The sequence below is a fragment of the Devosia sp. LjRoot16 genome, assembly GCF_964252795.1.
Lineage (GTDB): Bacteria > Pseudomonadota > Alphaproteobacteria > Rhizobiales > Devosiaceae > Devosia_A.
The window spans coordinates 338,692-362,809 of record NZ_CAXUPH020000001.1 but is presented as its reverse complement, the minus strand read 5'-3'; the positions used below and the strand labels follow the sequence as shown (position 1 = coordinate 362,809).

General features: G+C 66.1%; 18 protein-coding genes and 1 pseudogene. 5 read left to right on the top strand and 14 right to left on the bottom strand.

The features are described from left to right. Nucleotides 1-104: 104 nt before the first annotated feature. Complete coding sequence (locus tag ACSQ23_RS01695) at nucleotides 105-713, bottom strand: RES family NAD+ phosphorylase (RefSeq protein ID WP_436089505.1); 609 nt, start codon at nucleotides 711-713, stop codon at nucleotides 105-107. Beyond that, complete coding sequence (locus ACSQ23_RS01690) at nucleotides 714-1,436, bottom strand: XRE family transcriptional regulator (protein ID WP_436089504.1); 723 nt, start codon at nucleotides 1,434-1,436, stop codon at nucleotides 714-716. It abuts the gene before it with no gap. Between the two features lie 149 nt (nucleotides 1,437-1,585). Here ACSQ23_RS01690 and ACSQ23_RS01685 point away from each other — a divergent pair, with 149 nt between their 5' ends. Genes ACSQ23_RS01685 through ACSQ23_RS01675 form a run of 3 tightly spaced genes read left to right on the top strand, consistent with a single transcriptional unit; the run spans nucleotide 1,586 to nucleotide 6,836 of the window. After that, on the top strand, nucleotides 1,586-2,665 hold the full coding sequence (locus tag ACSQ23_RS01685; RefSeq protein ID WP_436089503.1) for an efflux RND transporter periplasmic adaptor subunit: 1,080 nt from the start codon (nucleotides 1,586-1,588) through the stop codon (nucleotides 2,663-2,665). Then, entirely contained in the window at nucleotides 2,662-3,738 is a 1,077-nt protein-coding gene (locus ACSQ23_RS01680; RefSeq protein ID WP_436089502.1) for an efflux RND transporter periplasmic adaptor subunit, read from the top strand. The genes ACSQ23_RS01685 and ACSQ23_RS01680 overlap by 4 nt, the downstream gene beginning before the upstream one ends. Beyond that, entirely contained in the window at nucleotides 3,735-6,836 is a 3,102-nt protein-coding gene (locus tag ACSQ23_RS01675; protein ID WP_436089501.1) for an efflux RND transporter permease subunit, read from the top strand. The genes ACSQ23_RS01680 and ACSQ23_RS01675 overlap by 4 nt, the downstream gene beginning before the upstream one ends. Here the strand turns inward: ACSQ23_RS01675 and ACSQ23_RS01670 are convergent. The 12 genes and pseudogenes from ACSQ23_RS01670 to ACSQ23_RS01615 form a co-directional block, all read right to left on the bottom strand. Continuing rightward, nucleotides 6,833-8,419: an FGGY-family carbohydrate kinase gene (locus tag ACSQ23_RS01670; protein ID WP_436090556.1), complete on the bottom strand. Its 1,587-nt coding sequence runs from the start codon at nucleotides 8,417-8,419 to the stop codon at nucleotides 6,833-6,835. The genes ACSQ23_RS01675 and ACSQ23_RS01670 overlap by 4 nt on opposite strands. 66 nt (nucleotides 8,420-8,485) lie before the next feature. Next, nucleotides 8,486-9,109: pseudogene (locus tag ACSQ23_RS01665) on the bottom strand (HAD family hydrolase); the annotation flags it as partial. Between the two features lie 64 nt (nucleotides 9,110-9,173). Next, on the bottom strand, nucleotides 9,174-10,652 hold the full coding sequence (locus ACSQ23_RS01660) for a mannitol dehydrogenase family protein (RefSeq protein ID WP_436089500.1): 1,479 nt from the start codon (nucleotides 10,650-10,652) through the stop codon (nucleotides 9,174-9,176). Nucleotides 10,653-10,670: 18 nt separating this feature from the next. Beyond that, nucleotides 10,671-11,672 carry an ABC transporter ATP-binding protein gene (locus ACSQ23_RS01655; protein WP_436089499.1) on the bottom strand — a complete coding sequence of 334 codons (1,002 nt, stop codon included), beginning with the start codon at nucleotides 11,670-11,672 and terminating at the stop codon, nucleotides 10,671-10,673. A gap of 10 nt (nucleotides 11,673-11,682) precedes the next feature. Beyond that, nucleotides 11,683-12,507: a carbohydrate ABC transporter permease gene (locus ACSQ23_RS01650; RefSeq protein WP_055885863.1), complete on the bottom strand. Its 825-nt coding sequence runs from the start codon at nucleotides 12,505-12,507 to the stop codon at nucleotides 11,683-11,685. Nucleotides 12,508-12,703: 196 nt separating this feature from the next. Continuing rightward, nucleotides 12,704-13,576 carry a carbohydrate ABC transporter permease gene (locus ACSQ23_RS01645; RefSeq protein WP_055885859.1) on the bottom strand — a complete coding sequence of 291 codons (873 nt, stop codon included), beginning with the start codon at nucleotides 13,574-13,576 and terminating at the stop codon, nucleotides 12,704-12,706. Between the two features lie 254 nt (nucleotides 13,577-13,830). Then, nucleotides 13,831-15,138, bottom strand: coding sequence for an ABC transporter substrate-binding protein (locus tag ACSQ23_RS01640; protein WP_055885855.1), 1,308 nt, complete (start codon nucleotides 15,136-15,138; stop codon nucleotides 13,831-13,833). Nucleotides 15,139-15,469: 331 nt separating this feature from the next. Further along, nucleotides 15,470-16,426 (bottom strand): sugar-binding transcriptional regulator, encoded by a 957-nt coding sequence (locus ACSQ23_RS01635; protein WP_055885852.1) that lies wholly within the window; start codon nucleotides 16,424-16,426, stop codon nucleotides 15,470-15,472. Nucleotides 16,427-16,515: 89 nt separating this feature from the next. Further along, nucleotides 16,516-19,191: an ATP-binding protein gene (locus ACSQ23_RS01630; RefSeq protein ID WP_436089498.1), complete on the bottom strand. Its 2,676-nt coding sequence runs from the start codon at nucleotides 19,189-19,191 to the stop codon at nucleotides 16,516-16,518. Beyond that, complete coding sequence (locus ACSQ23_RS01625; protein WP_436089497.1) at nucleotides 19,191-19,424, bottom strand: hypothetical protein; 234 nt, start codon at nucleotides 19,422-19,424, stop codon at nucleotides 19,191-19,193. The genes ACSQ23_RS01630 and ACSQ23_RS01625 overlap by 1 nt, the downstream gene beginning before the upstream one ends. Nucleotides 19,425-19,428: 4 nt before the next feature. Then, nucleotides 19,429-19,812: a response regulator transcription factor gene (locus ACSQ23_RS01620; protein WP_055885841.1), complete on the bottom strand. Its 384-nt coding sequence runs from the start codon at nucleotides 19,810-19,812 to the stop codon at nucleotides 19,429-19,431. 52 nt (nucleotides 19,813-19,864) lie between these two features. Continuing rightward, nucleotides 19,865-21,487, bottom strand: a complete 1,623-nt coding sequence (locus ACSQ23_RS01615; RefSeq protein WP_436089496.1) for a helix-turn-helix domain-containing protein — start codon at nucleotides 21,485-21,487, stop codon at nucleotides 19,865-19,867. 180 nt (nucleotides 21,488-21,667) lie between these two features. Here ACSQ23_RS01615 and ACSQ23_RS01610 point away from each other — a divergent pair, with 180 nt between their 5' ends. Further along, on the top strand, nucleotides 21,668-23,017 hold the full coding sequence (locus ACSQ23_RS01610; protein ID WP_055885834.1) for a substrate-binding protein: 1,350 nt from the start codon (nucleotides 21,668-21,670) through the stop codon (nucleotides 23,015-23,017). 72 nt (nucleotides 23,018-23,089) lie between these two features. Continuing rightward, nucleotides 23,090-24,118: a branched-chain amino acid ABC transporter permease gene (locus ACSQ23_RS01605; RefSeq protein ID WP_055885830.1), complete on the top strand. Its 1,029-nt coding sequence runs from the start codon at nucleotides 23,090-23,092 to the stop codon at nucleotides 24,116-24,118.

Here is a 24,118-nt window from a genome sequence, read left to right as displayed (position 1 = left end):
AACGCATGCGCGCGCTTATCGACATCTCCTCTTCCGACTTCGTTCACTACGTGCGGACGTTTGGTGCGTCCCTCCGGCGCGCCGAGGCATGGTCGATGACGCGATCAGACTATGCTGACTTTGAGGTCGTTAATCGTGGCACCCAGGCCGGGCGCCGACATAAGCGGAACGGTCTTGATGAACTTCAGTTTGCCGATCGACCTGTCATACACAGCGAGGTTGGTATGCCCGTTGAGGCGCGATGGGTAGATGATCCCGTCGGGTCTCGCCGGATGATCGTGGAATGCGACGGACCATGCTCGGGCCAGTGTCTGGTTGGCTGCCTTAGCGACATCCGTAGGCACTCCCATCACGATTGCCCTGTCGTCACGCAGGTCCACCATCCTCAGCCTCGCGGCAATCTCGATCGCAGCGTACCGGCGAGTGTGGAGTTCGGATTCCTCCATCGGCAGATCATCGATCATTCCATCTCGCTGATCGCGCAGTACCGCCTCGAGGAAACAAACCTTTAAGGTCTCGCCAAGGTAGAGGACGCCAAACCTGTTCTCCGCGAGGCGCCTGCGCGGGTCGCTGAACCTGCTTCTTGTCTTGCCGTATCCGAGTGGGTCCGGATAGCGGTCGAGATAGATGCGGCCGAAGCGCTTTCCGGCCGGCACCTCATGGATCTCGAGCTCAGCACTCGAGAAGTCACTGGGCGGTCGGACGATCGCCATTTAGCGGAAGTCTCTCCCAACGCTTTCCGCAGCTTCGACGGCATCTTTGCCTTTGCCGCTTTCCAGCGCCTGACGTCCGGTCATTCCGTCGAGCTCTGCCTGAGGCTGAACCAGGAAGCGAAACACTGCCCAAGCGCCACCCAGACGCTCGTGCAACAGTGCCAGCTCGGCGTATGGCTTACCTTCCGGGCCGATCTGCCAGATCGGATAGCGGAAACCACGCGTTGCCCCATCTAGTCCAACGATTTGACCGGCCTGGCGCTTGCTGTTCACCGTTACACGGGTGGTGCCAAGCAGTTTGCCGAATTCGTCGGCGCTCAGCATATCCTTACCGTTCAGAATCTCTGCGGCTCGGACTCGACCGCGTTCCCGTGCTGCTATCAGCGCTTCGTCGAGATCGGGGTCGGTTTCGTCCGTCGCCTCGACGCTTGCGACCGGCGTCAAGACCGTCTCTCCTGCCGGGTCGACGTCAACAATCAGGCGAACCCGGCGACCGTCCGCTTTGCTCTTGGCGATAGCGTCCAGGTAGCCTTGGAGAACGACCTTCATCTGCTTGCTGGCGGTCGCATTGAACGCGCCGTCGGGAACCGACAGGCTGAAGCCCGCCACGCCTTTCTGGACCGGGTAGTCGGGAGCGGCCATGAAGGATGCTGTTATCTGACCCTTCGAGGTCCGCGCTCGCCAACGGCCACCAGAGGGGGATTTCGATTTAGGTGCAGCCATTTCAACCTCCACGGTGACAGAGCATATGGGGAAGTTGGATAAGTTCGTCAAGTTCGTAAACCTTGGCCGATCTCATTTGCCGAACAGGCCGCCCTTGCGCGAGGACAATGGCTGCGACTAGCATGCTGGCACCGGCTTGAGGGCGGACTATGCGCGCAGCGGCGGTTGCGAAGTGGACATTGGGCATTCCGGCCCTAGTGCTCCTGAGCGCCTGCCAGCCTGCTGCCGAGGTCGAACGCCCGGCGCCGCTGGTCCGGGTCGCGACCGTCGCATCCGTCGACCACATGGATCAGTTGCTGCTGACCGGCGCGATTGAGGCCAGAGCCGCGACGCCGCTGGCTTTCCGCGTCGGCGGGCAACTGACGGGCATCGCCGTCGAGGTCGGCGCCAGGGTCAAGGCGGGAGACCTGCTGGCGCAACTGGCGCCCGAGGAGCAGCAGGCCGATGTCGATGCGGCGCGGGCCGCGCTGACCGCCAGCCAGTCGCAGCTCACCCAGGCCAAGTCGACGCTCGATCGCCAGACCTCGCTGTGGCAGCAGGGGCTGACGACCCGCAGCAGTCTCGATGGCGCGCAGACCGCCTACGATACCGCCAACAGCGCTGCCGCCAGCGCTGCGGCGCAGCTGCAGACGGCCGAGGAGGCGCTGGGCTATACCGAATTGCGGGCCAGCGCTGACGGCCAGATCACCCGCCGGCTGTTCGAGGTTGGCGAGGTGGCGCCGGCCGGGTCTCCCGTGCTGATCCTCGCCGAGGACGGCCCCCGCAATGCAGTGTTCAACCTGGCCGAGTCGGCGCTTATCGATCGTTCGCCGGACCAGTTGGTGGACATCGCGCTGGTCTCGAACCCTGAGGTGAAGACTACTGGTCGGGTCACTGAGATCGCCCCGGCCCTCGACCCTCAGACCGGCACCATCGAGGTCAAGGTGGCGATCGACGCACCCGCTGAGATGGTGCTGGGCGCGCCGGTGATCGGCACCACCGGTTCGCTGCCGCATAAGCGCGTCATCCTGCCCTGGAGCGCCCTGTGGTCGAGCGATGGCAAGGCGGCGGTCTGGGTCGTCGAGGCTGATGGCAGCGTCGCCGTTGTGCCGGTCGAAGTGGCCGAATATGCCACCGGCAGCGTCGTCATCGCCGCCGGGCTCAGCGATGGCCAATTGGTGGTGACCGAGGGCGGCCAGCTGCTCACGCCGGGCCAACATGTCACCACCATCGAGGGGAGCGCACCATGAGCGCCATCCGGCTCACTGCCGCGCTCCCCGTGCTGGTGCTGCTCGCGGCCTGCCAGCCGGCAACCGAAGCGCCGCAGCCGGCGCCCCGCCCGGTGCTGTCGATGCTGGTCGAGCCGGCGGCCACCGCCGAGGCGAGCTTCGTCGGCGTCGTCTCGCCGCGCATTTCGGTCACCCAAGCCTTCCGGGTCGGTGGCACGCTGATCAACCGGTCCGCCGGGGTGGGCGATCAGGTGCGCGCCGGCGCCGCGCTCGCCGACCTCGACGCCACGACGCTCGACCTGGCGGTGGAAACCGCACGCGCCAACCTGCAGGCCGCCGAAGCGCAATATGCTAATGCGGCCGGAGCCGAGGGGCGGCTGCGGGCTCTGACGGAGAGTGATGTCACCACCGTCGCCAACCTCGAGCAGGCCGAGCAGCAGAGCGCGGCGGCGCTGGCCGGCGTGGTGCAGGCCCGCTCACGCCTCACCCAGGCGACCGAGCAACGCTCCTATGCCAGCCTCGCCGCGCCTTTCGACGGCGTCGTCACCGCCGTCGGGGCCGAGCCGGGTGCCGTGGTGGCGGCAGGCCAAACCGTCCTGACCATCGCCCGCACCGACAGTCGCGATGTCGTCATCGACGTGCCTGAGAGCTTTGTGCAGAACCTTGAGGTCGGGGCGGTGTTCCGCGTCTCGCCGCAGCTCAGCCCCGCGACCGTCGTTGACGGCACGTTGCGCGAAATCGCTCCGGAAGCCGATCCGGTCACCCGCAGCTGGCGGCTGAAGATCGGCGTCGATGACGCACCGGCGCAGTTCTGGCTCGGCACCACCGCCACCGCCAGCCTCGCCGTGGCGTCCACCGATACGGTGATCCGCGTCCCCGAGACGGCAATCAGGCACAACGCCGAAGCAACCTCGGTGTGGGTGGTCGATCCGGCTGCCAACATCGTCAATGCCCGCCCCGTCGAGCTGGGCGCCGTAGCTGACGGGCAGGTCGATATCCGCTCCGGTCTCGCCGCCGGCGAGCGCATCGCCATCGCCGGGGTCAACAGCCTGGTCGAGGGACAGCCCGTGGCCGAAGCGGGAGAGCTGCAGTGAAGCCGTTCAACCTCTCCGACTGGGCGCTCGAGCACCGCTCGCTGATCTGGTACTTCATGCTGGTGGCGCTGGTGGCTGGCGTCTTCTCCTACCTCCACCTGGGGCGCGAAGAGGACCCGGCCTTCACCATCCGCACCATGGTCATTGCCGCGCAATGGCCGGGCGCCAAGGCCGAAGATGTGGCCGTGCAGGTCACCGAACGCATCGAGCGCGAGCTGCAGGACCTCGAAACGCTGGACTATACCCGCTCGGTGACCACCGCGGGCAAGACCACTGTCTTCGTCTCGCTGCGCAACGAGACGCCCGCGGCGAGCGTGCGCTCGGTCTGGCTGCAGATCCGCGCCATGATCGGTGACATCGCCCGCACCTTCCCGCAGGGGGTGCAGGGGCCGTTCTACAACGATCGCTTCGGTGACGTGTTCGGCAACATCTATGCCTTCACCGGCGACGGCATCACCCAGCGCCAGCTGCGTGACTATGTCGAGGATGCGCGCTCCAAGGTGCTGACCCTGCCGGCAGCCGGCAGTGTGGACCTGATCGGCGCCCAGGACGAGGTGGTGAACCTCGAGTTCTCGACCCGCCGGCTGGCGGCGCTCGGCATCAGCGCGCAGCAGGTCATCGCCACGCTGCAGGACCAGAACGCCGTTGCGGCGTCAGGCGTCATTCAGGCCGGCCCGGAGCGGGTCGCGGTGCGGGTCGGCGGCCAGTTCACCTCCGAGGAAAGCGTCCGGCAGATCAACCTCAGGGTGGGTGAGCGCTTCTTCCGCCTGGTCGATGTCGCCACCGTCAGCCTCGGCTATGCTGATCCGCCCAGCGCGCTGTTCCGCTACAACGGCACGCCGGCCATCGGGTTGGCGATCGGCATGCGCGCCGGCGGCAACCTGCTCCAGTTCGGCGAGGCGCTGGATGAGGAGATCCACAAGATCACCGCCGAGTTGCCGATCGGCGTCGATGTGCTCCTCGTCTCCGATCAGCCCAAGGTGGTCGAGGAAGCCGTCGATGGCTTCACCCGGGCGCTGTTCGAAGCTGTCGCCATCGTGCTGGTGGTGAGTTTCCTGAGCCTCGGGCTTCGCGCCGGGCTGGTGGTGGCCTTCTCGATCCCGCTGGTGCTCGCCATCACCTTTCTCGCCATGGGCTATTTCGGCATCTCGCTGCAGCGCGTGTCGCTGGGCGCGCTGATCATCGCACTTGGCCTCTTGGTCGATGATGCGATGATCGCGGTCGAGATGATGGTGTCGCGGCTCGAGGCCGGCGACACGCTGCGCAAGGCCGCGACCGCCGTCTACACTTCGACCGCTTTCCCGATGCTGACCGGCACGCTGGTCACCGTGGCCGGCTTCATTCCCATCGGCCTCAACCCCAGCCAAGCCGGCGAGTTCACCTTCACCCTGTTCGTCGTGCTGGCGGTTGCGCTGCTGGTTTCCTGGGTGGTCGCCGTGCTGTTCACGCCGTTGATCGGCGTCACCGTGCTGCCCAGGCAGATGAAGCACAAGGCGCATGGGCGCAGCCGGTTGATGACGGCTTTCATCGGCTTCATCGAGTTGGGGATGCGGTGGCGCTGGGTGACCATCGGCATCACCCTCGCCATTTTCGTCCTGGCGCTGGGCGGCCTGACGCTGGTGCAGCAGCAGTTCTTCCCCTCCTCGGACCGGCCCGAGCTGATCGTCGAGTGGAACCTGCCGCACAACAGCTCGATCGCCGAAACCTCGGCGCAGATCGCCCGCTTCGAGACGGAGGCACTGGCCAGCAACGACAAGATCGATCATTGGTCGAGCTATGTCGGTGAGGGCGCGCCGCGCTTCGTCCTGGCTCTCGATATTCCCGCCGCCATGCCCTCGATCGGCCAGACGGTGATCGTCACCAAGGGGCTGGCCGAGCGCGACGCCGTCAAGGCAGAGCTCGAAGCCTATCTGGCCCGCACCTTCCTCGGCACCGACACCGTCATCAAGACGCTGTCGCTTGGGCCCCCGGTCGGCCGGCCGATCCAGTATCGCGTCAGCGGCCCCGACATCGAGACGCTCCGCGCCCAGGCGCAGGCACTCGCCGCGGTGATGGCGCAGAGTCCGGAACTCGGGGCGGTGCGCTACGACTGGATGGAGGCGGCCCGGGTCATCGAGGTCGATGTGCTCGAGGACAAAGCCCGTCAGCTCGGCATCACCAACAATGATATCGCCACCGCGCTCAACGGCGTCACCTCCGGCCAGCCGATCACCCAGATCCGCGACAGCATCTACCTGGTCAACCTGGTGGGGCGCGCCGAAGACGCTGAGCGCAGCTCGATCGAAACGGTGCGCAACCTGCAACTGGCGACCGGCGATGGCCGCTCCATCCCGCTCGCCACGGTCGCCACCTTCCGCTACGCCCAGGAGCAGCCGGTGGTCATCCGCCGCGACCGCGTGCCGACCATCACGGTGAGCGCCGCCGTCGAGGGGGCGCGCCAGCCGGCGACGGTGGCGCAGCACCTGCAGGCGGCCATTGATAGCTTCACCGCCGGCCTGCCGGCCGGCTATCACCTCGCCGTGGGCGGCACGGTCGAAAACAGCGCCCAGTCGGTCGCGCCGATCATCGCCGTGGTGCCGTTGATGCTGTTCGTCATGGCGACGGTGCTGATGCTGCAATTGCAGAGCTTCTCGCGCATGTTCCTCGTCGCCGCGGTGGCGCCGCTGGCGCTGATTGGCGTGGTCGCCGCGCTCCTGCCGTTCGGCAAGCCGATGGGCTTTGTCGCCATTCTCGGCGTCCTGGCGCTGGTCGGCATCCTGATTCGCAACTCGGTGATTCTGATCGTCCAGATCGAACACTTGCGGAAGGAGGGCGTTTCGGCCTGGCGCGCCATTATCGATGCGACCGAGCACCGGGTGCGCCCAATCATGCTCACGGCCCTGGCCGCCAGCCTCGGCCTCCTCCCCATCGCCACCGAAGTGTTCTGGGAGCCGATGGCCTACGCCATGATCGGCGGCATCCTGGTGGGTACGCTGCTGACCCTGATCTTCCTGCCGGCGCTCTACGCCGCCTGGTTCCGCATCCACCCGGACCCCGAACCGGCGAAGCCGGAGACCGAGCCAGCGCCGGCGGCAGCGTCGCCGACCAGCTCGTCCTAGGGGCCGGCTACGCCCAACGCTATCAGCTCGGCGCGATGGCGCTGCATAGCGAGCTGGATGCGATAGTCGCGCTCAAGACCAGTGCGCGCTTCCGGGTGGGGCGAGAGTTCCGTGCTGGGCTGCGCCATTGCTGCAGCGGCGGCGGGCAGATCGGCATGTAGGCCCGCTGCGGTGGCCGCCACAATGGCGACACCGAGCAGGGTTGGATCCTCCGCCGTCGAAACCACCACGGTGCAGCGCGCCGCGTCGGCGTAGAGTTCCATCAGCAATGGGTTGTGGCTGTGTCCGCCGGTGACGTGAAGCGTCTCGATGCCGTAGCCGCGCACGGTGAGGGTATCGAGGATGTGCCGGACCTGCACGGCGATCGCTACCGCGGTGCGCCAGTAGAGGCGGCAAAGGCTGTCGAAGTCGCTGTCGAGCGACAGGCCGGAAATCACCCCCAGGGCGCGCGGGTCGGCCAGCGGCGAGCGATTGCCGTGAAAATCCGGCAGCACATTGAGCTGCGGCGCCAGGTCGGGGCCCTCGCTGGCCCGCAACTCGGTCACCCGCGCGATCACCCGGTGATGCAGCTCGGGGGTCGGGTCGCCCCCCGCCGCATGCGTCCGCAGTACGTGGTCGAGCAGGGCGCCGGTCGCCGATTGGCCGGCTTCGTTGAGCCAGGCGCCAGGAAGCACCGCGTTGTGATAGGGCCCCCAGACGCCGGCCGTCGGCATCGGCTGGTCGGACAGCGCCATGACGCAGCTCGACGTGCCGGCGATCAGCGCCATGTGCCGGTGGAGGTTGGCAGGATCCTTGGCATAACTCGCCAACGCCCCGAGCGCGCCGGCATGGGCATCGACCAGGCCGACGCCGACCACACAGCGGCTGGTGAGGCCAAGCTTCGCCGCAGCAATGGCCGTCATCGGCCCCAACGACTGGCCGATCCGGCTCGCCGTCTCGGGCAGCGCGGCGCGCTCGAACAGGTCAGCGAGACCCATGGCAGCCAGAAAATCCCGCTGCCAACTCGGGCTTTCATGCGTGAGATAGGTCCATTTGCAGGTGAGTGTGCACTCCGAGCGCGCGTTCGAGCCCGAGGCCTTCCAGGTCAGGAAATCGACGAGGTCGAACATCTGGCCGGCCCGGGCCCAGCTCTGAGGCGCATGGCGCTTCAGCCACATCAGCTTGGGCACTTCCATCTCCGGCGACATCGTGCCGCCGATGAAATCGAGCACCCGGTGACCGCTCGCCGTGCATGCCTCGGCTTCCGCCTGCGCCCGATGATCGAACCAGGCAATGGTGTCCCAGCGCGCGGCGCCGCCCGGGCTGACCGGCAGGGGAGCGCGGCTACTATCGCGCACCACCAGCGAGCAGGTCGCATCGAAACTGATCCCCACCGCCTCGTGCGCCGCGACGCCCGCCAGTCGCATCGCCGTGCGCACCGCCTCGGCGACCGCATCCCAGATCTGCTCGGAATCGTATTCGGCGATGTCCGAACCGACCCGGTTCAGCTCCAACGGATGTTCCGCCCGACTGACCAGGCGCCCCGACGGCGTGACGAGGCCGGCCCGCGCGCTCGCCGTCCCCACATCCACGGCAACCAGCATCGCCGCCTCGCCTGTTTCGCGCGCTGCGTGGAGTTCCAGGAGCCCGGGCAGCGACCGCATGTCCTCGATGATCGCATCGGGGGCCAGCGCCTCGATCTCGGGCCGGAGGCCGCTTGGTTCGATATGGCTGCCGCCGACATAGGCGAAGACCCGCATGCCGGCCGCCTGCGCCGCGAGGATACCGGCCGGCGAGTCTTCGATGACGAGGCAGTGTTCCGGCGCGACGCCCATCTCACGCGCTGCGTGGAGGAACAGGTCGGGCGCCGGCTTGCCGTTCCTGACCATGCTGGCCGAGTAGATGTGGCCCTCGAAGCGGGGCAGGAGGACGGTGAGCTCGAGGCTCAGCCGGATCCGCTCCGGCTGGCTCGATGAGGCGACGCAGAACGGCAGCTCGAGCCCTGCCAGCACCTCGCCGATCCAGCCGGTCGGCTTCAGCTCGCGTCGGTACAGCGCATAGAGCCGGTCGCGCATGCCGCTGAGCGCGGCGTCGCTGAGGTGTGCCCCATGGCTCTGGTTCAGGCTTTCGGAGATCGAGGCGAGGCTGCGCCCCAGATAGGAGTGGAACGCCACTTCGCGTTCGATGGCGATGCCCTGCTCGGCGATCAGCTCGAGCAGCACCCGCATCGCCAGCGGCTCGCTGTCCACCAGCACGCCATCGCAGTCGAAAATGACGAGCTTGATCGGCGCCATGCTGCCCTCCCGGCCTATCGGTAGCCGGGCGACATCCGCTTCGGCAAGTTTGGTCTGCTTGGGGCTAAAGGGTCCCGCCGAGATAAGCTTCGAGCGTCGCTTTGGTGCCGCGGGACCAGAGGCTTGACAGCGCCGTGGTGAAGGCCGCGACATAAGTCGGGTTGGTGGCGAGCGGCCCAAAAATGTCGCCCATCGACAGCCATGCCACCGGATCGATTTTGGCCTCGGTGGCCAGCGCCGTCAGCCGCTCCCAGTTCGGGTCGTTCGGTGGGATCGGCTTGCCGCTGTCGCTTTCGCCGTAGCAGTAGCGGGCCCAGAGCGCCGAGACCAGCGCCAGCCCGGTCACCGACTGTCCCGCCGCCAACCGATCCGCCGCCGATGGCAGGATGAATTTGGGCTGCCGGTTCGAGCCATCAAGGCAGAGCCGCTGGATGGTGTCGCCGATCTTGGGGTTGGAAAATCGCCGCTCGATCAGCTTGTAATAGTCTCCAAGGTCGGTGTCGGGCACTGGCGGCACCACCGGTACGATCTCCTCGCGCTCGACCTTTTCGAGGAAGGCCCGAACCAGCGGATGCTCCATTGCCTCATGCACGAAATGGATGTCGAGCAATCCGGCCGGGTAGGCGATGGTGGCGTGCCCGCCATTGAGAATGCGGATCTTCATGTGCTCGTAGGGCGCCACATCAGCGACGAACTGCACCCCGACCTGCTCGAGCGCCGGGCGGCCGGCCGGGAAGCGATCTTCCAGCACCCACTGCTTGAACTCTTCGCAGAACACCGGCCAGGCATCGACAATGCCGAAATCGGCCTCGAGCGCATCGCGCTCGCGCTGTCCCGTTGCCGGGGTGATCCGATCGACCATGCCGTTGGGGAAGGCCACCGCCGCGCGCACCCAACTGGCGAGCTCCGGGCTGATCAGCTCGGCGAGCCCTGCCACGGCATTCTCAGTGACGTGGCCATTACCCGGGATATTGTCGCAGCTCATCACCGTAAACGGCTGGATGCCGCGCTCCCGACGCAGCTGCAGGCCGAGGAGGATCAGCCCGAACACCGTCTTCGGTGCCTCCGGGTTGACGCTGTCGGCGACGATATCGGGGTGGTTGGCGTCGAACCGCTGCGAGGCCGGATCGATATAGTAGCCGCCCTCGGTAACGGTGAGCGAGACGATCCGGACTTTGGGGTCGGCCAGCGTTTCGCTGATCGCGGCGAGGTCTCCGACCGGCAGGAAGTCGATCATTGCGCCGGTGACCCGGGCACTCGTTCCGCCCGCTTCCTGCTCCACCACGGTGGTGAGGTAATCCTGCCCCAGGAGCTTTTCTCGCATCTCGGCGTCGTTGGCCCGCACGCCCGCGCCGACCAGGGCCCAGTCGTGGTCGAGCCCCAGGTTGAACAGGCTGTCGAGATACACCGCCTGGTGGGCGCGATGAAAATTGCCGACGCCGAAATGCACGATGCCCGGCGTCAGCGAGCCGCGCTGGTAGCGGGGCACGCTGGCGACGGCAGCGATCTCCGGCAGGTCTTCGGCGGAGAGTTCTAGCGGCATGGGTCTATTCCTGGGTGGTCAACGGAGCGCTTGGCCGGCGCGGTCGAAGCGATAGATACGGCCCGGCTCGGGCGAGAGCCATACCTGTTCGCCGGGATGATAGTCGTTCTCGCCGCCGGTGCGCACCGTCTGGAGGCCCACGCCGTCGACATGCACATGGAGGAACGTGTCGGAGCCGAGGTGCTCGGCGACGCCGACCTTGCCCTGCCACTCCCCCGCATCGCGCGAGATGCGCACATGCTCGGGCCGCACCCCGATCGCCTCGGCCTGGTACTTGCCGGCCGCGGCGCCTTCGAGGAAATTCATCTTGGGTGAGCCGATGAAGCCGGCGACGAACCGGTTGGCCGGCGTTTTGTAGAGTTCGAGCGGCGTGCCGAACTGCTCGACCCGCCCGGCGTTCAGCACCACGATACGGTTGGCCATGGTCATGGCCTCGACCTGGTCATGCGTCACATAGACCATGGTGGTCTTCAGCTGCTGGTGCAGTTCGGTGATCTCGATGCGCATGTTGACGCGCAGCGCCGCATCGAGGTTCGACAGCGGCTCGTCGAACAGGAACGCCTTGGGCTGGCGCACAATGGCGCGGCCGATAGCAACGCGCTGACGCTGCCCGCCGGACAAGGCCCGGGGCTTTCGATCAAGGTAGTCGGTGAGGTTCAGCACCCGCGCCGCATCCGCCACCTTCTGCTCGGCGATCGCCTTGTCGATATTGGCCATCTTCAGCGGAAAGGCGATGTTCTGGCGCACCGTCATGTGCGGGTAGAGCGCGTAGGACTGGAACACCATGGCAAGGCCGCGATGCGCCGGACCCTTGTCGGTGACGTCGACGCCGTCGAGCTTGATCGCGCCGGAGGTCGTGTCCTCGAGGCCGGCGATCAGTCGGAGGAGAGTCGACTTGCCGCACCCCGAGGGCCCGACGAAGACGACGAACTCGCCGTCCTCGATTTCGAGCGAAACATCGGGGATGACCGGATGGCCACCGAAGGTCTTGTTGACGTGTTCGAGTGTGATGGAGCCCATCTGAAATCCCCTATTTCACGGCGCCGAAGGTGAGACCGCGCACCAGCTGCTTCTGGCTGAACCAGCCCAGCAGCAAAATCGGCAGGATCGCCAGCACCGACGCGGCGGAAAGCTTGGCGAGGAATTGGCCTTGCGGCGAAGAGAAGGATGCAATGAAGGCGGTCAGCGGCGCCGCATCGTCGGTAGAGAGACGAAGGGTCCAGAACGCCTCGTTCCAGGCGAGGATGACGTTGAGCAGCAGCGTCGACGCGATGCCCGGCACCGCCATCGGCAGCAGCACATAGACCAGTTCCTTGCCCAGCGTCGCGCCATCCATGCGCGCCGCCTCGAGGATATCGACCGGGATTTCCTTGAAGTAGGTGTAGAGCATCCACACCACGATCGGCAGGTTCACCAGCGTCAGGATGATGGTGAGGCCCAGCAGCGTGTCGAGCAGCCCGGTATTGAGGAAAATCAGGTACATCGGCACCAGGACGCCTGCTGCCGGCATCATCTTGGTCGAGAGCATCCACATCAGCACGTCACGGGTTTTCGGGGTCGGCGTGAACGCCATCGCCCAGGCCGCCGGCACCGCGATCAGCAGTGCCACGATGGTGGAACCGATCGAGATCACCACCGAGTTGAAGAACGGCCGGAAGTAATCCTGCTGGTCGAGCACCGCCGCATAACTTTCGAAGGTGAAGGACGGGATCATCGAGAACCCCGCCGCGGCTTCGCCCTCGGTCTTGAGGCTGGTGATGATGGTGTAGAGGATCGGAAAGAAGACGATCAGCGCCACCAGCCAGACGAGAACCGTCATGGTGAGCTTGCGGCGCGTGGATACGGCGCGGGCCATTTATGCCTCCACTCGTTGGTTGCGGCTGGTCTCCCTCCCCCTTGCGGGGAGGGTAGCGAAGCTGGTCGCGTAGCGACTTAGCGGAGCTGGGGTGGGGGTGGCAGCAGGCTCCGAGCGAGGGGCGCCCCCCACCCTTGATCCCTCCCCGCAAAGGGGGAGGGAGACGACTGGCACATCCATGGTCGGTCGGGATCCCTCACGCATCCAAATTCCTCCCCACCGCCCGCATCAGGAAGATCGCGACGATGTTGGCGAGCACCACGGCCACCAATCCGCCCGCCGCGCCGGCGCCGATGTTTCCGCCCAACACGCCCGTGTTGTAGATCAGGAACGGCAGGTTGGTGCTGGCAAAGCCCGGGCCGCCGCCGGTGGTGATCTGGATCTCGGCATAGACGCCGAGCAGGTAGATCGTCTGGATCAGGATCACCACGGTGATCGCCCGCGCCAGGTGCGGCAGGATGATGTACCAGAAGCGCCGGAACACATTGGCGCCGTCCATTTCGGCCGCCTCCTTCTGTTCCTCGCTCAGCGATTGCATCGCCGTCAGGAGGATCAGTGTCGCGAACGGCAGCCACTGCCAGGCGACGATGGCGATGATCGACAGCAGCGGGTAATTGCCGAGCCAGTTGACCGGCTCCTGCCCGAAAAACCGTGAGACCGCGGCGAATACGCCCCAGGTCGGGTTCATCAGCTCGTGCTTCCAGACCACCGCCGCCACCGGCGGCATGACGAAGAAGGGCGAGATCATCAGGATACGGACGATGCCCTGGCCCCAGATCGGCTGGTCGAGCAGCAAGGCGAGGAGGATACCGAGACCCACGGTGATCACCAGCACGCCGACCACGATCAGCAGCGTGTTGATGATGGCCGGCCAGAAGGCCGGGTCGGTGACGAAGAACTCGAAGTTCGCGAAACCGGCGAAACCCTTGATGTTGGGGTTGGTGAGCCGGTAGCGCTGGAAGGCGAACCAGATGGTCAGGGCCAGCGGCACGATCATCCAGATCAGCAGCACAAAGACCGAAGGCGCCATCATCCAGCGGGCGAGGCGATGTGACTGCTTGGTGGCCATGATGCCGTTCCCCCAAAATGCGCCGGTCCCCACCGGCAGTCTTGCGCAATCTACTCCCCGCACCAGGTCACCCCGGCGACGGCCGGGGCCTGTCCTGAATTCTCTCGGCGTCCACAGCGAGAGCAAGTATTTCAGGATAGTTACCGGCCTTCGCCGGTATGACGCTGCGCGTGGGTGGAGCCGCGGTGACCGCAGCCCTGATCCGAAGAAGCCCGGCAGCGTGGCCGCCGGGCAGTCGCTCGGGAGGAGAGACCTCAGTAGTAGCCGGCCGCCTTCATCTCGCGGTCGACGCTCTGTTGTGCCTGGGCCAGCGCGTCATCGACGCTGGTAGAGCCGGCAAGTGCGGCCGAGAACAGCTGGCCGACCGTGGTCGCCATGCCGGCGAACTCGGGGATGGCGACGAACTGCACGCCGGTATAGGGCACCGGCTTCACCGCCGGATTGGTCGGGTCCGCCGCGTTGATCGAGTCGAGCGTCATCTTGGCGAAGGGCGCCGCGGCCTGGTAGTCGGCGTTGGTATAGAGCGAGGTGCGGGTGCCCGGCGGAACGTTGGCCCAGCCTTCCTTGGCGGCGACCAGTGCGAGGTAGTCCTTGCTGGTTGCCCAGGAGATGAACTTCTGCGCCGCGTCGGCCTTCTGCGAGCCGGCCGGGATGGCGAGCGACCAGGCCCAGAGCCAGTTACCGCGCTTGCCGAGCCCGGTGTCGGGGGCGAGAGCGAAACCGACCTTGTCGGCCACCGTCGATTCCTTGGCGTTGGTGACGAACGAGGCGGCGACGGTGGCGTCGATCCACATGCCGCACTTGCCCTGCTGGAACAGCGTCAGGTTTTCGTTGAAGCCGTTCGAGGAGGCGCCGACCGGGCCGGCATCCTTCATCAGATCGACATAGAACTGCAGCGTGTTCTTCCATTCCGGCTGGTCGAACTGCGGCTTCCAGGCTTCGTCGAACCAGCGTGCGCCGAACGAATTCGACATCGCGGTGAGGAACGCCATGTTCTCGCCCCAGCCGGCCTTACCGCGCAGGCAAATGCCGTTAATCTCGGCGGCGCGGTCGGTCATTTTGCGGGCGGCGTCGGCGACGAAGTCCCAGGTCGGGGCATCCGGCATGGTCAGCCCGGCCTTCTCCATCAGGTCCTTGCGATACATGATGAAGCTCGACTCGCCATAGAACGGCGCGGCGTAGAGCTTGCCGTCGGCGCTGAGCCCGCCCCGGATGGCCGGCAGCAGATCGTCGACATCATAGGCATCGCCGAGATTGTCGAGCGGCAACAGCCAGCTGTTCTTGGCCCAGATCGGCACTTCGTAGGTGCCGATGGTCATCACGTCGAACTGGCCGCCCTTGGTAGCGATATCGGTGGTGACGCGCTCGCGCAGGATATTCTCCTCGAGCGTCACCCACTGCAGCTGGATATCCGGGTTCTTGGCGGTGAAATCGTCGGTCAGCCCCTGCATGCGAACCATATCGCCATTGTTCACGGTGGCGATGGTGAGGGTGGTCTGGGCATAGGCCGTCGAGCCGAGCGCAAGCACCAGCGCGCTCGAGAAAAGCGGAAGCAGTTTCATCAATGTCCTCCCATAGGCGAGCATTTGTCTCGCCGTTGAGCAATTACTCACAAACTTTAGTATGATGTCAAGCGGGTGGAAAACGCGGGAATCCGGAGGGTGATGCGTTCGGCATCCCGCTCAGGTTCGTTTTTCGCTGTTGGGAAACGGCAGAACCGTTGGGGCGTTTCGCCGATGCCAACCCCACCCACGATGTCATCCCAGCGAAAGCTGAGACCCAACTCTCAGCCCGTGCCAGCGTATGGATGGGTCCCAGCTTTCGCTGCGATGACATCCGGTGGGTAGGCCAAGGCCGAGGCCAACTAGCCCCGCTGGTGCAGCAGAAAGCGACCTAATCAGCCGCGAGAATCGCCTCAGCGGTCTGCTCGTCGGTGATCAGGCCATTGACCAGCCGACGGGTCAGGGCGGCCCGGATGCCTGGGACCTTGCGCTCGCCGACGGCCGTTGCCACCACCATCGAGCTCTCCCGCGACGGCAATGGCGCCGAGGCGACGCGGTCATTGGTCAGGCCGCTGATGAATTTGCCCTGCGCGTCGAAGGCCCAACCGACGATCTCACCGACCGCCCCGGCCTTCTGCAAGAGCTTCAGTTCGGCTGCCGAAATGAAGCCATCCACCACCAGCGGCGCCTCGGGTCCGAGGTCGCCGATGCCAACGAAGGTGACATTGGCCTGCTGTGCAAGGGCATGGGTTTCGCGGATCATCGGCTGGCTCAGCAGCATGTCACGCTCGGCCGCCGACGACGCGATGACCGGCAGCGGCATGGGGAAGCTGCGCGCCTTCACCGCCTCGGCGATGTTGAAGATCACGTTGTAGAAGGCGGCCGAGCCGTCGGGGGCGATCGAGCCGGTCAGCGACACGATCTTGTGCTGCGGCGCCTCCATCGGTGTCAGTTGCTCGATCGCGGCTTTCAGCGTCCGTCCGGTGCCGATCGCCATCACCGTCGGCTTGTCGCTCCTGAGCCAGCGCTCGATCAGCGCCGCGGCGGCGATCGCCACGCCATGGATCGCCCCGGGCGCCTCGGGATCGGTCGGCACCACCTCGGCGAAATCGAGCGCGTAGCGCTTCTGCAGCTGCTCGGCCAATTCCATGCAGCGCCCGATCGGATGGTCCAGCCGCACCCGCACCAGCCCCTCGCTCACCGACAGCGACACCAGTCGCTGCGCCGTCTGGCGCGACACGCCGAGCTTTTTGGCGATCTGCTCCTGATTGTTGCCGGCGACGTAGTAGAGCCATCCGGCCCTGGCCGCATCGTCGAGACGCGTAACTGCTGTGTCCTGACGAGCCATGAAACTTTGCCCTCCGATTGGGCGGATACTCATCGAGCGGGCGAATAATCGCAAGCCCAAATCGCCCCCGCCGCCTGGCAAACCTGCTTCTACAGCAGGGGCAGGGTGATGCGGAAGCAGGCGCCCTGGCCGGTGCCTGGCAGCAGTTCCAGCTTGCCGTTCATCCGCTCGATCAGCTGGCGCGAAATGGCGAGGCCGAGGCCGGCCCCGGCGGGCGCGGTGACGCCGCCCGATTGCCCACGCGCGAACTTTTCGAAGATCAGTTTGCGCTCGGCTTTGGGGATGCCGGGGCCGTTATCGGCAACTTCGATCAGGTAGCGCCCACGCCCGGTGCGGGAGCGGACTTCGACCATCGGCTCGGCCGCATCATTGTATTTGATGGCGTTGGACACGAGGTTGATCAGCACCTGGCAGAGCCGGTCGGGTTCGCCCGAGATCACCGCGCTCGGCGCGCGGCTGCCAACGGTCAGCTGCATGCGGCGCTGCCGCGCCAGCGCCGAGCAGACTTCAATGGCGCGATCGATCGAGCGCTCGGCCTCGATCGGTGTGTTGTCCCAGCCATGCTCGCCGTGATCTAGCGCGCTCATCCCCAGGATGTCGTCGAGCAGCTTGGTGAGCCTGAGGCTCTCCTGATGGATGGTCTTGACGAAGCGTTGCCGCTCGTCGGCGGTCAGCTTTTGTTCCTCGAGCAGGATCTCCGAGAACGAGCGGATCGAGGTCATCGGGGTGCGCACCTCATGGCTGACCTGGCTCAGGAACTCGTCCTTCTCGGTGTCGATGGCGCGCAACTGCGTGTTGGCTTCCTCCAGTTTCTGCGCCGTCGAGCGGAGCTCGGCGGAGGTGCGCTCCAGCTCCTGCGAATATTCGATCACCTGCCGGGTCTCACCGGCCATCTCGAACACTTCCTCGAGCGATACCGCGTCGCCCGACACCACCTTGCTGAGCATCACATGCGCCGAAGCGGCGCCGATCGAGCCGGCGAGCTCGCGCTCCAGCCGGTCGATGAACTGCGGTGGCGGCGCGCCAGCCACCCCCTCGAACAGCGCCTTGGCGCGCGGCGAACCAAGCACCCGCTCGGCGACGAAATAGAGATCCTCGACCGTCGCCGAGCCGCGGATCACCGCCGGCGCGCCGGTGCCGGGGCGGCGGAACAGATCGGCAAACAGCGCCGCCTGCACCCGTTCCAGCGCCGATTGCGAGGTGAAGAGCGAAACGACCACCAGCGTCGCGGTGTTGAGCAAGAGGCTCCAGAACACCACGTTGACCAGCGGGTCGATGTCATCGATGCCGAACAGCGCCTCGGGCCGCAGCCAGGTGAGCCCCCATGGCCCTTCGGCCATGATCTGAGCCACCAGCGGCGACGAACTCTGGAACGACGGCATGAAGCTCGACCAGGCCCAGACCACGAAGCCCACCGCCACTGCTGACGTCGCGGCCTTCAGCGAGGCCTCGCGCCAGAACAAGGCGGCGATGATGGCCGGGAGAAACTGCGCCACGCCGCAGAACGAGATCAGGCCGATCGGCGCCAGCGCGTCGGAATCGCGCGTCAGGTAGAAATACAAAAACCCGAGCAGCAGGATCAGCGCGATCGAGAAGCGCCGGGAATTGAGCAGCAGGCGGCTGACGCCGCGCGCGCTGGCAACGCCATGCCCCTGGGTCACCCGCAGCACGATCGGCATGACGATATGGTTGGAAACCATGATCGACAGCGCAATCGACTCGACGATGATCATCGAGGTGGCCGAGGAGAAGCCGCCGATAAAGCTGAACAGCGCCAGGCCCTCCTGCCCGGCCGACAGCGGCAGGGTGAGGACGAACATGTCCGGGTTGGCGCCTGCCGGCATCGAGGTCAGCCCGAACAGCGCGATCGGCAGGGTGAACAGGCTCATCAGCAGCAGGTAGGCCGGAAAGGCCCAGCCGGCAGTGCGCAGGTGATTTTCGTTGGAGTTCTCGACCACGGTGATCTGGAACTGCCGCGGCAGGCAGAGGATCGCCGCCGCCGAAAGCACGTTCATCGCCACCCAGCGGTCGTCGAAATTGCCGGTCGAGTAGATGTCGATCCCGGCCGCTTCGGCGCGCGAGAAGATCGCTTCGAGCCCGCCACCCGCATAGATGACGAAGATGCCGATCGCCAGCAGCGCCGCCAGCTTGACGATCGCTTCGAAGGCGATGGCGGCGACGACGCCGTGATGCTGCTCCTTGGCATCGACGTTGCGCGTGCCGAAGAGGATCGTGAACAGCGCCATGCCGGCCGCCACCGCCAGCGCCAGGCCGACTTCGTCAATGCCGCGCAGCGTCCGGCCGGGAAACTCGCCGACCCCGGCAATGGCCTGCAGCGACGAGGTGACGGCCTTGAGCTGCAGCGCGATATAGGGCGCGATGCCGATCACCGCGATCACGGTGATCAGCACCGCCAGCCGGCTCGACTTGCCGAACCGCGCCGATAACAGGTCAGCGATCGAGGTAATGCGCTGCTTGTGGCTGATCCGCACCAGCCGGCGGAGCACGAACCACCAGCCGATGAACACCAGCGTCGGCCCGAGATAGATGGCGAGATATTCGAGCCCGTTGCGCGCTGCCGAGCCGACGGCGCCGTAAAAGGTCCAGCTGGTGCAATAGACCGAGATGGCGAGCGTGTAGATAAAGGGCGAGCGCAGGAACGCCGCCTTGTGGTTACGCGCCTGCCGGTCGCTGACATAGGCGATGAGGAAGAGGAGGCCGACGTAACCGATAGCGACGGCGATGACCACGTCCGGCGTCAGCATCAGTCCTCGCCCTCGGCTGGCGGTTCGGCCTCGGTTTCGCGCGGCAGACGGCGGCCGAGCCAGAAGGCAGCGGCGATCAGCCCCAGCCAGCAGACGAACAGGTAGATCACCTCGAACGGCACGCCGAACAGGCGCCGCTCGAGCTGAAATACCACGGCGAGTGGCGGCAGGATCAGCAAAACACCCAGGAGGCTGAGGAACAGCGCCGCGCTTTCGAGCTTCCGGCGCTCCATCGGTCTATTCCACCGCCGGAGCGAGGCCCATCAGTTCGCGCACCGCCCCGACCACCTCGGCATTGGCATAGGGCTTGGTGACGAACCGGTCAGCGCCGAGCTCCTCGGCGGTGCGGCGATCCTGTGCCTGCCCCTTGGCGGTGAGGATCAGCACCGGTAACTGCCGCAAGGCGTCATCGGCGCGGATCTGCTTCAGCACATCGAAGCCCGAGCGCTTGGGTAGCATCACGTCGAGCACCAGCACTTTGGGCATGCTGCGGCGCACCGCGCTGAGCGCGGCGTCGCCGTCGGTGACCGCTTCGATCGACCAGCCGGCGCGGCGGAGGATAAAGTCGAGCGATCTCAGAATGCTCGGCTCATCCTCGGCGATGAGAACATCGACAGCCAAATCTCCCCCTCCTGCCCGACCTCCCAATCAGGCTTGGCCTACTTAGGCATAACTAGTCCGGCTCGCCAATGTCGAAACGCCGGGGCACCAGCGGCGCCCGAATGGCGGCAGGCTCGCCGGCGGTGGTGAAGGCTTCTTCCTGCCGGTCGGCGCAATCGCGCCGCGGGCAGAGCCGGCAGCTCGGCCCGACCGGTACGTCGGCGCTGCTATCGCCGAGATCAAGGCCGGCGCCGTAAACCGTGCGATCGGCATGCAGCACATCGCAGGCGAGCATCACCGAGGTCGGAATGGCGTGGTCGGCGTAGCCGGCGCCCTGCCGCGGCTGCGCGCTGGCAATGAACAGGTAGCGCGAGCCGTCGGCGAACTGCGCGATCTGCCGGGCCAGCGTCCGCGGCGTACGGAACGCACCGTAGATCACCCAGCGCGGGCAGGCGTGCCCGGCGCTTGGCAGCGGCAGGCCGGGCAGGGGAAAATGCTTGGTCAATCGCCCCGCCGCATCGGAGCGCAGGAACCCGAACGGCAGTCCGGGCTCGCCCGGTTTGCGCAACGAAACCAGGCGATGCGCCACCTGCTCGAAGCTCGCGGTATAGAGCTGGCGCAGCGTCTCGATGTCATAGCGCTGCGCCTCGGCATCGGCGAGAAACTGCGCATAGGGAAACACCATGGCGCCTGCGAGGTAAGAGCTGAGCGCCCGATAGCCGAGCCGCCGCGCCGTGGCAGTCGACAGTTGCGGGGTGTCGACTTCACGTTCGATGGCGTCGGCGGCGCTGAGTTCGGCGTAAAGCCGGGTGAGCTGGAACTGCCGGGTGGCGGCGCCGGCGCTGGCCTGGAACCACATGGTGCGGGTGTTGGAGTTGAAGTGATACTGGCCGGGGAAACCCGCAGCATCCACCTCCCGACCGGCGCTGCGGGCAATGCTGACGCCGAACTTGGCTGCAAGGCAGGCGGCAAGTGCAGCTTCGCCGAACGGGCCGCTGGCTTCTATCTCGGCCCGCAACGCGGCGGCGACGGCCTCGAGCCCAGGGAAGTAATTGTCGCGCTCGAAGATCAGGTCGTCGAGTTCGCGGATCGGCGACAGCGTGCGCCGGCCCCGGGCATCGATCTCGAACTGGCCGATCAAGCTGCGCGCCACGTCGGTGAGCCCGCGCGTCTCGCGTGTGATGGTCGCAACGAACCGGTTGCGCTCGCCCTCCTCGAGATCGGTGACATCCTCGAGAATTTCGGCGGTGGAGCGGACGGCGGTGATGCCGGAAAGGATGCGGTGCAGCAATTGCGCCAGCAGCGGATCGGTCCGCAGCCGGTCGGCATAGCTATCCGCATTGGCGGTGGCGCCGAGATAGGCGCGGCGGAGGCGGGCGATAGCGCGCGCAGCGGCCGGCTGCTGCGCCACCAGATCACGCGACGCCGGCATGTCGATGCCCTCGAGCACCGGATCGGCGAAAGCTTCGTCGAGTTCAGCAATCAGCCGATGCTCGGCATCGCCGCTGAGTTCGCTGAGTTCCACCCCCAGCTCTTCGGCGAGGCGGATCAGCAGCGAGCCGCCGACATGGCGCTTGTTGCGCTCGATCAGGTTGAGGTAGCTCGCGGAAATCCCGGCCCGACGGGCGAGCGCGGCCTGTGACACCCCCAGGGCCCGGCGACGTGAACTGATCTTGAGCCCGATCGGCGCGCGCATTCATCCCCCCTCGATTGTCAATCTATTGACACATCGGCAGCCGATCAAGGCCAATGATTTACAGAAATTCTGAGCAATATCAGTCACCTGTTGCGCAGCTTTGCAGGTCGCCGGATAGTGGCGCATCGCTGTGAGGCGCATGGCAATGCACCGTGCCCCGCCGCGCATGAGGAGGAGCTAATGACCAATTCTGGGAACTTCAGCCGCCGCGGCGTGCTGAAGGGCGGCCTTGCCGGCATTCTGGCGACCGGTGTCTCGCCGCTGATTTTCACCCGGGGCGCCTATGCCCAGGAATTCTGCAACGCACCGACCGGTGACACTGTCACCATCGGCTTCAACATGCCGCTGACCGGCGCCTATGCCGATGAGGGCGCCGACGAGCAGCGCGCTTACGAGCTTGCCGTCGAGCACCTCAATGGCGGCGGCGATGGCGGCCTGATCCCGTTCTTCTCGTCGAAGACTTTGAAGGGCAACGGCATCCTCGGCAAGAAGGTGGTGGGCGTCACCGGCGACGACCAGACCAAGGCCGATGCGGCCCGCGACTCGGCGCGCCGCATGATCGAGCGCGATGGCGCGGTGATGATCACCGGCGGTTCCTCCTCGGCAGTGGCGATCGCCGTGCAGGGGCTTTGCCAGGAAAAGGGCGTCATCTTCATGGCGGCGCTCACCCACTCCAACGACACCACCGGCAAGGACAAGAAGCGTTACGGCTTCCGCCACTTCTTCAACGCCTATCAGTCGGGCATCGCGCTGGGACCAGTGCTCGGCGATGCCTATGGCAAGGATCGCGTCGCCTACCACCTGACCGCCGACTACACCTGGGGCTGGACCCAGGAAGAGTCGATGAAGAACGCCACCGAGGCGCTCGGCTGGAAGACCCTGGCGCCGGTTCGCACTCCGGTGGGAGCAGGCGATTTCAGCCAGTACCTGACGCCGGTGCTGAACTCCGGCGCCGACGTGCTGATCCTCAACCATTACGGCTTCGACATGGTGAACTCGCTCACCCAGGCGGTGCAGTTCGGCATGAAGGACAAGCAGGCCAACGGCAAGCAGTTCGAGATCGTCGTGCCGCTGGTCTCCGACCTAATGGCCAAGGGCGCCGGCGATGCCATGAAGGGCATTTACGGCACCTCGAACTGGGATTGGCAGCTGCCCGACGACGCCAGCAAGGCCTTCACCAAGTCGTTCGGCGCCAAGTTCGGCCAGCCGCCGAGCCAGGCCGCCCACACCTCCTACGTCCAGGCGCTGCTCTATGCCGATGCCTGCGAACGCGCCGGCACTTTCTATCCGCCAGAGGTCATCAAGTCCCTCGAGGGCTTCGAGTTCGACGGCATGGGGAACGGTCCGACCAGCTACCGCGCCACAGACCACCAGTGCTTCAAGGAAGTCTATGTGGTGAAGGGCAAGGAAGCGCCGGCCAACCCGTTCGACCTGCTCGAAGTGGTCGCCACCGCCTCCAAGGAAAGCGTCACCTACGATCCGGCGATCTTCGGCGGCGAGCTCGGTCCCGACACCGCGGTCGCCTGCTGATCGACACCTGAGGCCCGCTCCGGCTGCGATCCAGCCGGAGCGGCTACTCTGGCACCAACAGGGCAGCGGACCATGGACGCCATACTCGCGCAACTTCTCAACGGCCTCGACAAGGGCGGCGCCTACGCGCTGATCGCGCTCGGGCTGACCCTGGTGTTCGGCACGCTCGGCGTCGTCAATTTCGCGCATGGCGCGCTGTTCATGCTCGGCGCCTTCTGCGCCGTCACCTTCCGCTACCTGATCACCCTTGAAACCGTCACCATCGACCCCACCCAGACCACGGCCTGGGGCACCGCGCTCGAAGTGCGCACGCCGCTGGCCCAGACCTGGTTCGGCGATTGGGGGGCGGTGCTGATCGACTGGTCGGTGCCGCTCTCGATCCTCCTCGCCATCCCGGTGATGCTGGTCATCGGCATCGTCATGGAACGCGGGCTGATCAAGCATTTCTACAAGCGTCCGCACGCCGAGCAGATCCTCGTCACCTTCGGCCTCGCCATCGTGTTGCAGGAGATCGTCAAGGCGATCTTCGGGCCCAACCCGATCAGCCAGGCCATGCCCACCGCGCTGCGCGGCGCCGCCGATGTCGGGGCGCTCATCGGCCTCGCGCCGGGCGCGCTGACCTATCCGCTGTGGCGGCTGGTGTATTTCCTGTTCTCGGCCGGCGTCATCGCCGCGGTGTTCGGCTTCCTGCGCTTCACCACCTTCGGCATGGTGGTGCGCGCCGGCATGGCCGACCGCGAGACGGTGGGGCTGCTCGGCATCAATATCGACCGGCGCTTCACCATCATGTTCGGGCTTGCCGCGGTGGTTGCCGGGCTCGCCGGCGTGATGTACACGCCGCTGCTGCCGCCCAACTATCACCAGGGCATGGATTTCCTGGTGCTGAGCTTCGTCGTCGTGGTGGTGGGCGGCATGGGCTCGCTGCCGGGCGCCGTGGCCGCCGGGTTCCTGCTCGGGATCCTGCAGAGTTTTGCCTCGATGAACCAGATCAAGTCGATCCTGCCCGGCATCGACCAGATCATCATCTACCTGACGGCAGTGGTGATCCTCCTCGTCCGGCCGCGCGGGCTGTTCGGCCGCCGCGGCATGATGGAGAACTGA

Bases quoted from the DNA above. Each gene is read 5' to 3' on its own strand.
- ACSQ23_RS01610 (WP_055885834.1), top strand. From the start codon at position 21,668: ATGACCAATTCTGGGAACTTCAGCCGCCGCGGCGTGCTGAAGGGCGGC.
- ACSQ23_RS01630 (WP_436089498.1), bottom strand. From the start codon at position 19,191: ATGCTGACGCCGGACGTGGTCATCGCCGTCGCTATCGGTTACGTCGGC.
- ACSQ23_RS01625 (WP_436089497.1), bottom strand. From the start codon at position 19,424: ATGGAGCGCCGGAAGCTCGAAAGCGCGGCGCTGTTCCTCAGCCTCCTG.
- ACSQ23_RS01650 (WP_055885863.1), bottom strand. From the start codon at position 12,507: ATGGCCCGCGCCGTATCCACGCGCCGCAAGCTCACCATGACGGTTCTC.
- ACSQ23_RS01695 (WP_436089505.1), bottom strand. From the start codon at position 713: ATGGCGATCGTCCGACCGCCCAGTGACTTCTCGAGTGCTGAGCTCGAG.
- ACSQ23_RS01605 (WP_055885830.1), top strand. From the start codon at position 23,090: ATGGACGCCATACTCGCGCAACTTCTCAACGGCCTCGACAAGGGCGGC.
- ACSQ23_RS01670 (WP_436090556.1), bottom strand. From the start codon at position 8,419: ATGCTGGTTGCCGTGGATGTGGGGACGGCGAGCGCGCGGGCCGGCCTC.
- ACSQ23_RS01660 (WP_436089500.1), bottom strand. From the start codon at position 10,652: ATGCCGCTAGAACTCTCCGCCGAAGACCTGCCGGAGATCGCTGCCGTC.
- ACSQ23_RS01690 (WP_436089504.1), bottom strand. From the start codon at position 1,436: ATGGCTGCACCTAAATCGAAATCCCCCTCTGGTGGCCGTTGGCGAGCG.
- ACSQ23_RS01615 (WP_436089496.1), bottom strand. From the start codon at position 21,487: ATGCGCGCGCCGATCGGGCTCAAGATCAGTTCACGTCGCCGGGCCCTG.
- ACSQ23_RS01655 (WP_436089499.1), bottom strand. From the start codon at position 11,672: ATGGGCTCCATCACACTCGAACACGTCAACAAGACCTTCGGTGGCCAT.
- ACSQ23_RS01635 (WP_055885852.1), bottom strand. From the start codon at position 16,426: ATGGCTCGTCAGGACACAGCAGTTACGCGTCTCGACGATGCGGCCAGG.
- ACSQ23_RS01680 (WP_436089502.1), top strand. From the start codon at position 2,662: ATGAGCGCCATCCGGCTCACTGCCGCGCTCCCCGTGCTGGTGCTGCTC.
- ACSQ23_RS01645 (WP_055885859.1), bottom strand. From the start codon at position 13,576: ATGGCCACCAAGCAGTCACATCGCCTCGCCCGCTGGATGATGGCGCCT.
- ACSQ23_RS01640 (WP_055885855.1), bottom strand. From the start codon at position 15,138: ATGAAACTGCTTCCGCTTTTCTCGAGCGCGCTGGTGCTTGCGCTCGGC.
- ACSQ23_RS01685 (WP_436089503.1), top strand. From the start codon at position 1,586: ATGCGCGCAGCGGCGGTTGCGAAGTGGACATTGGGCATTCCGGCCCTA.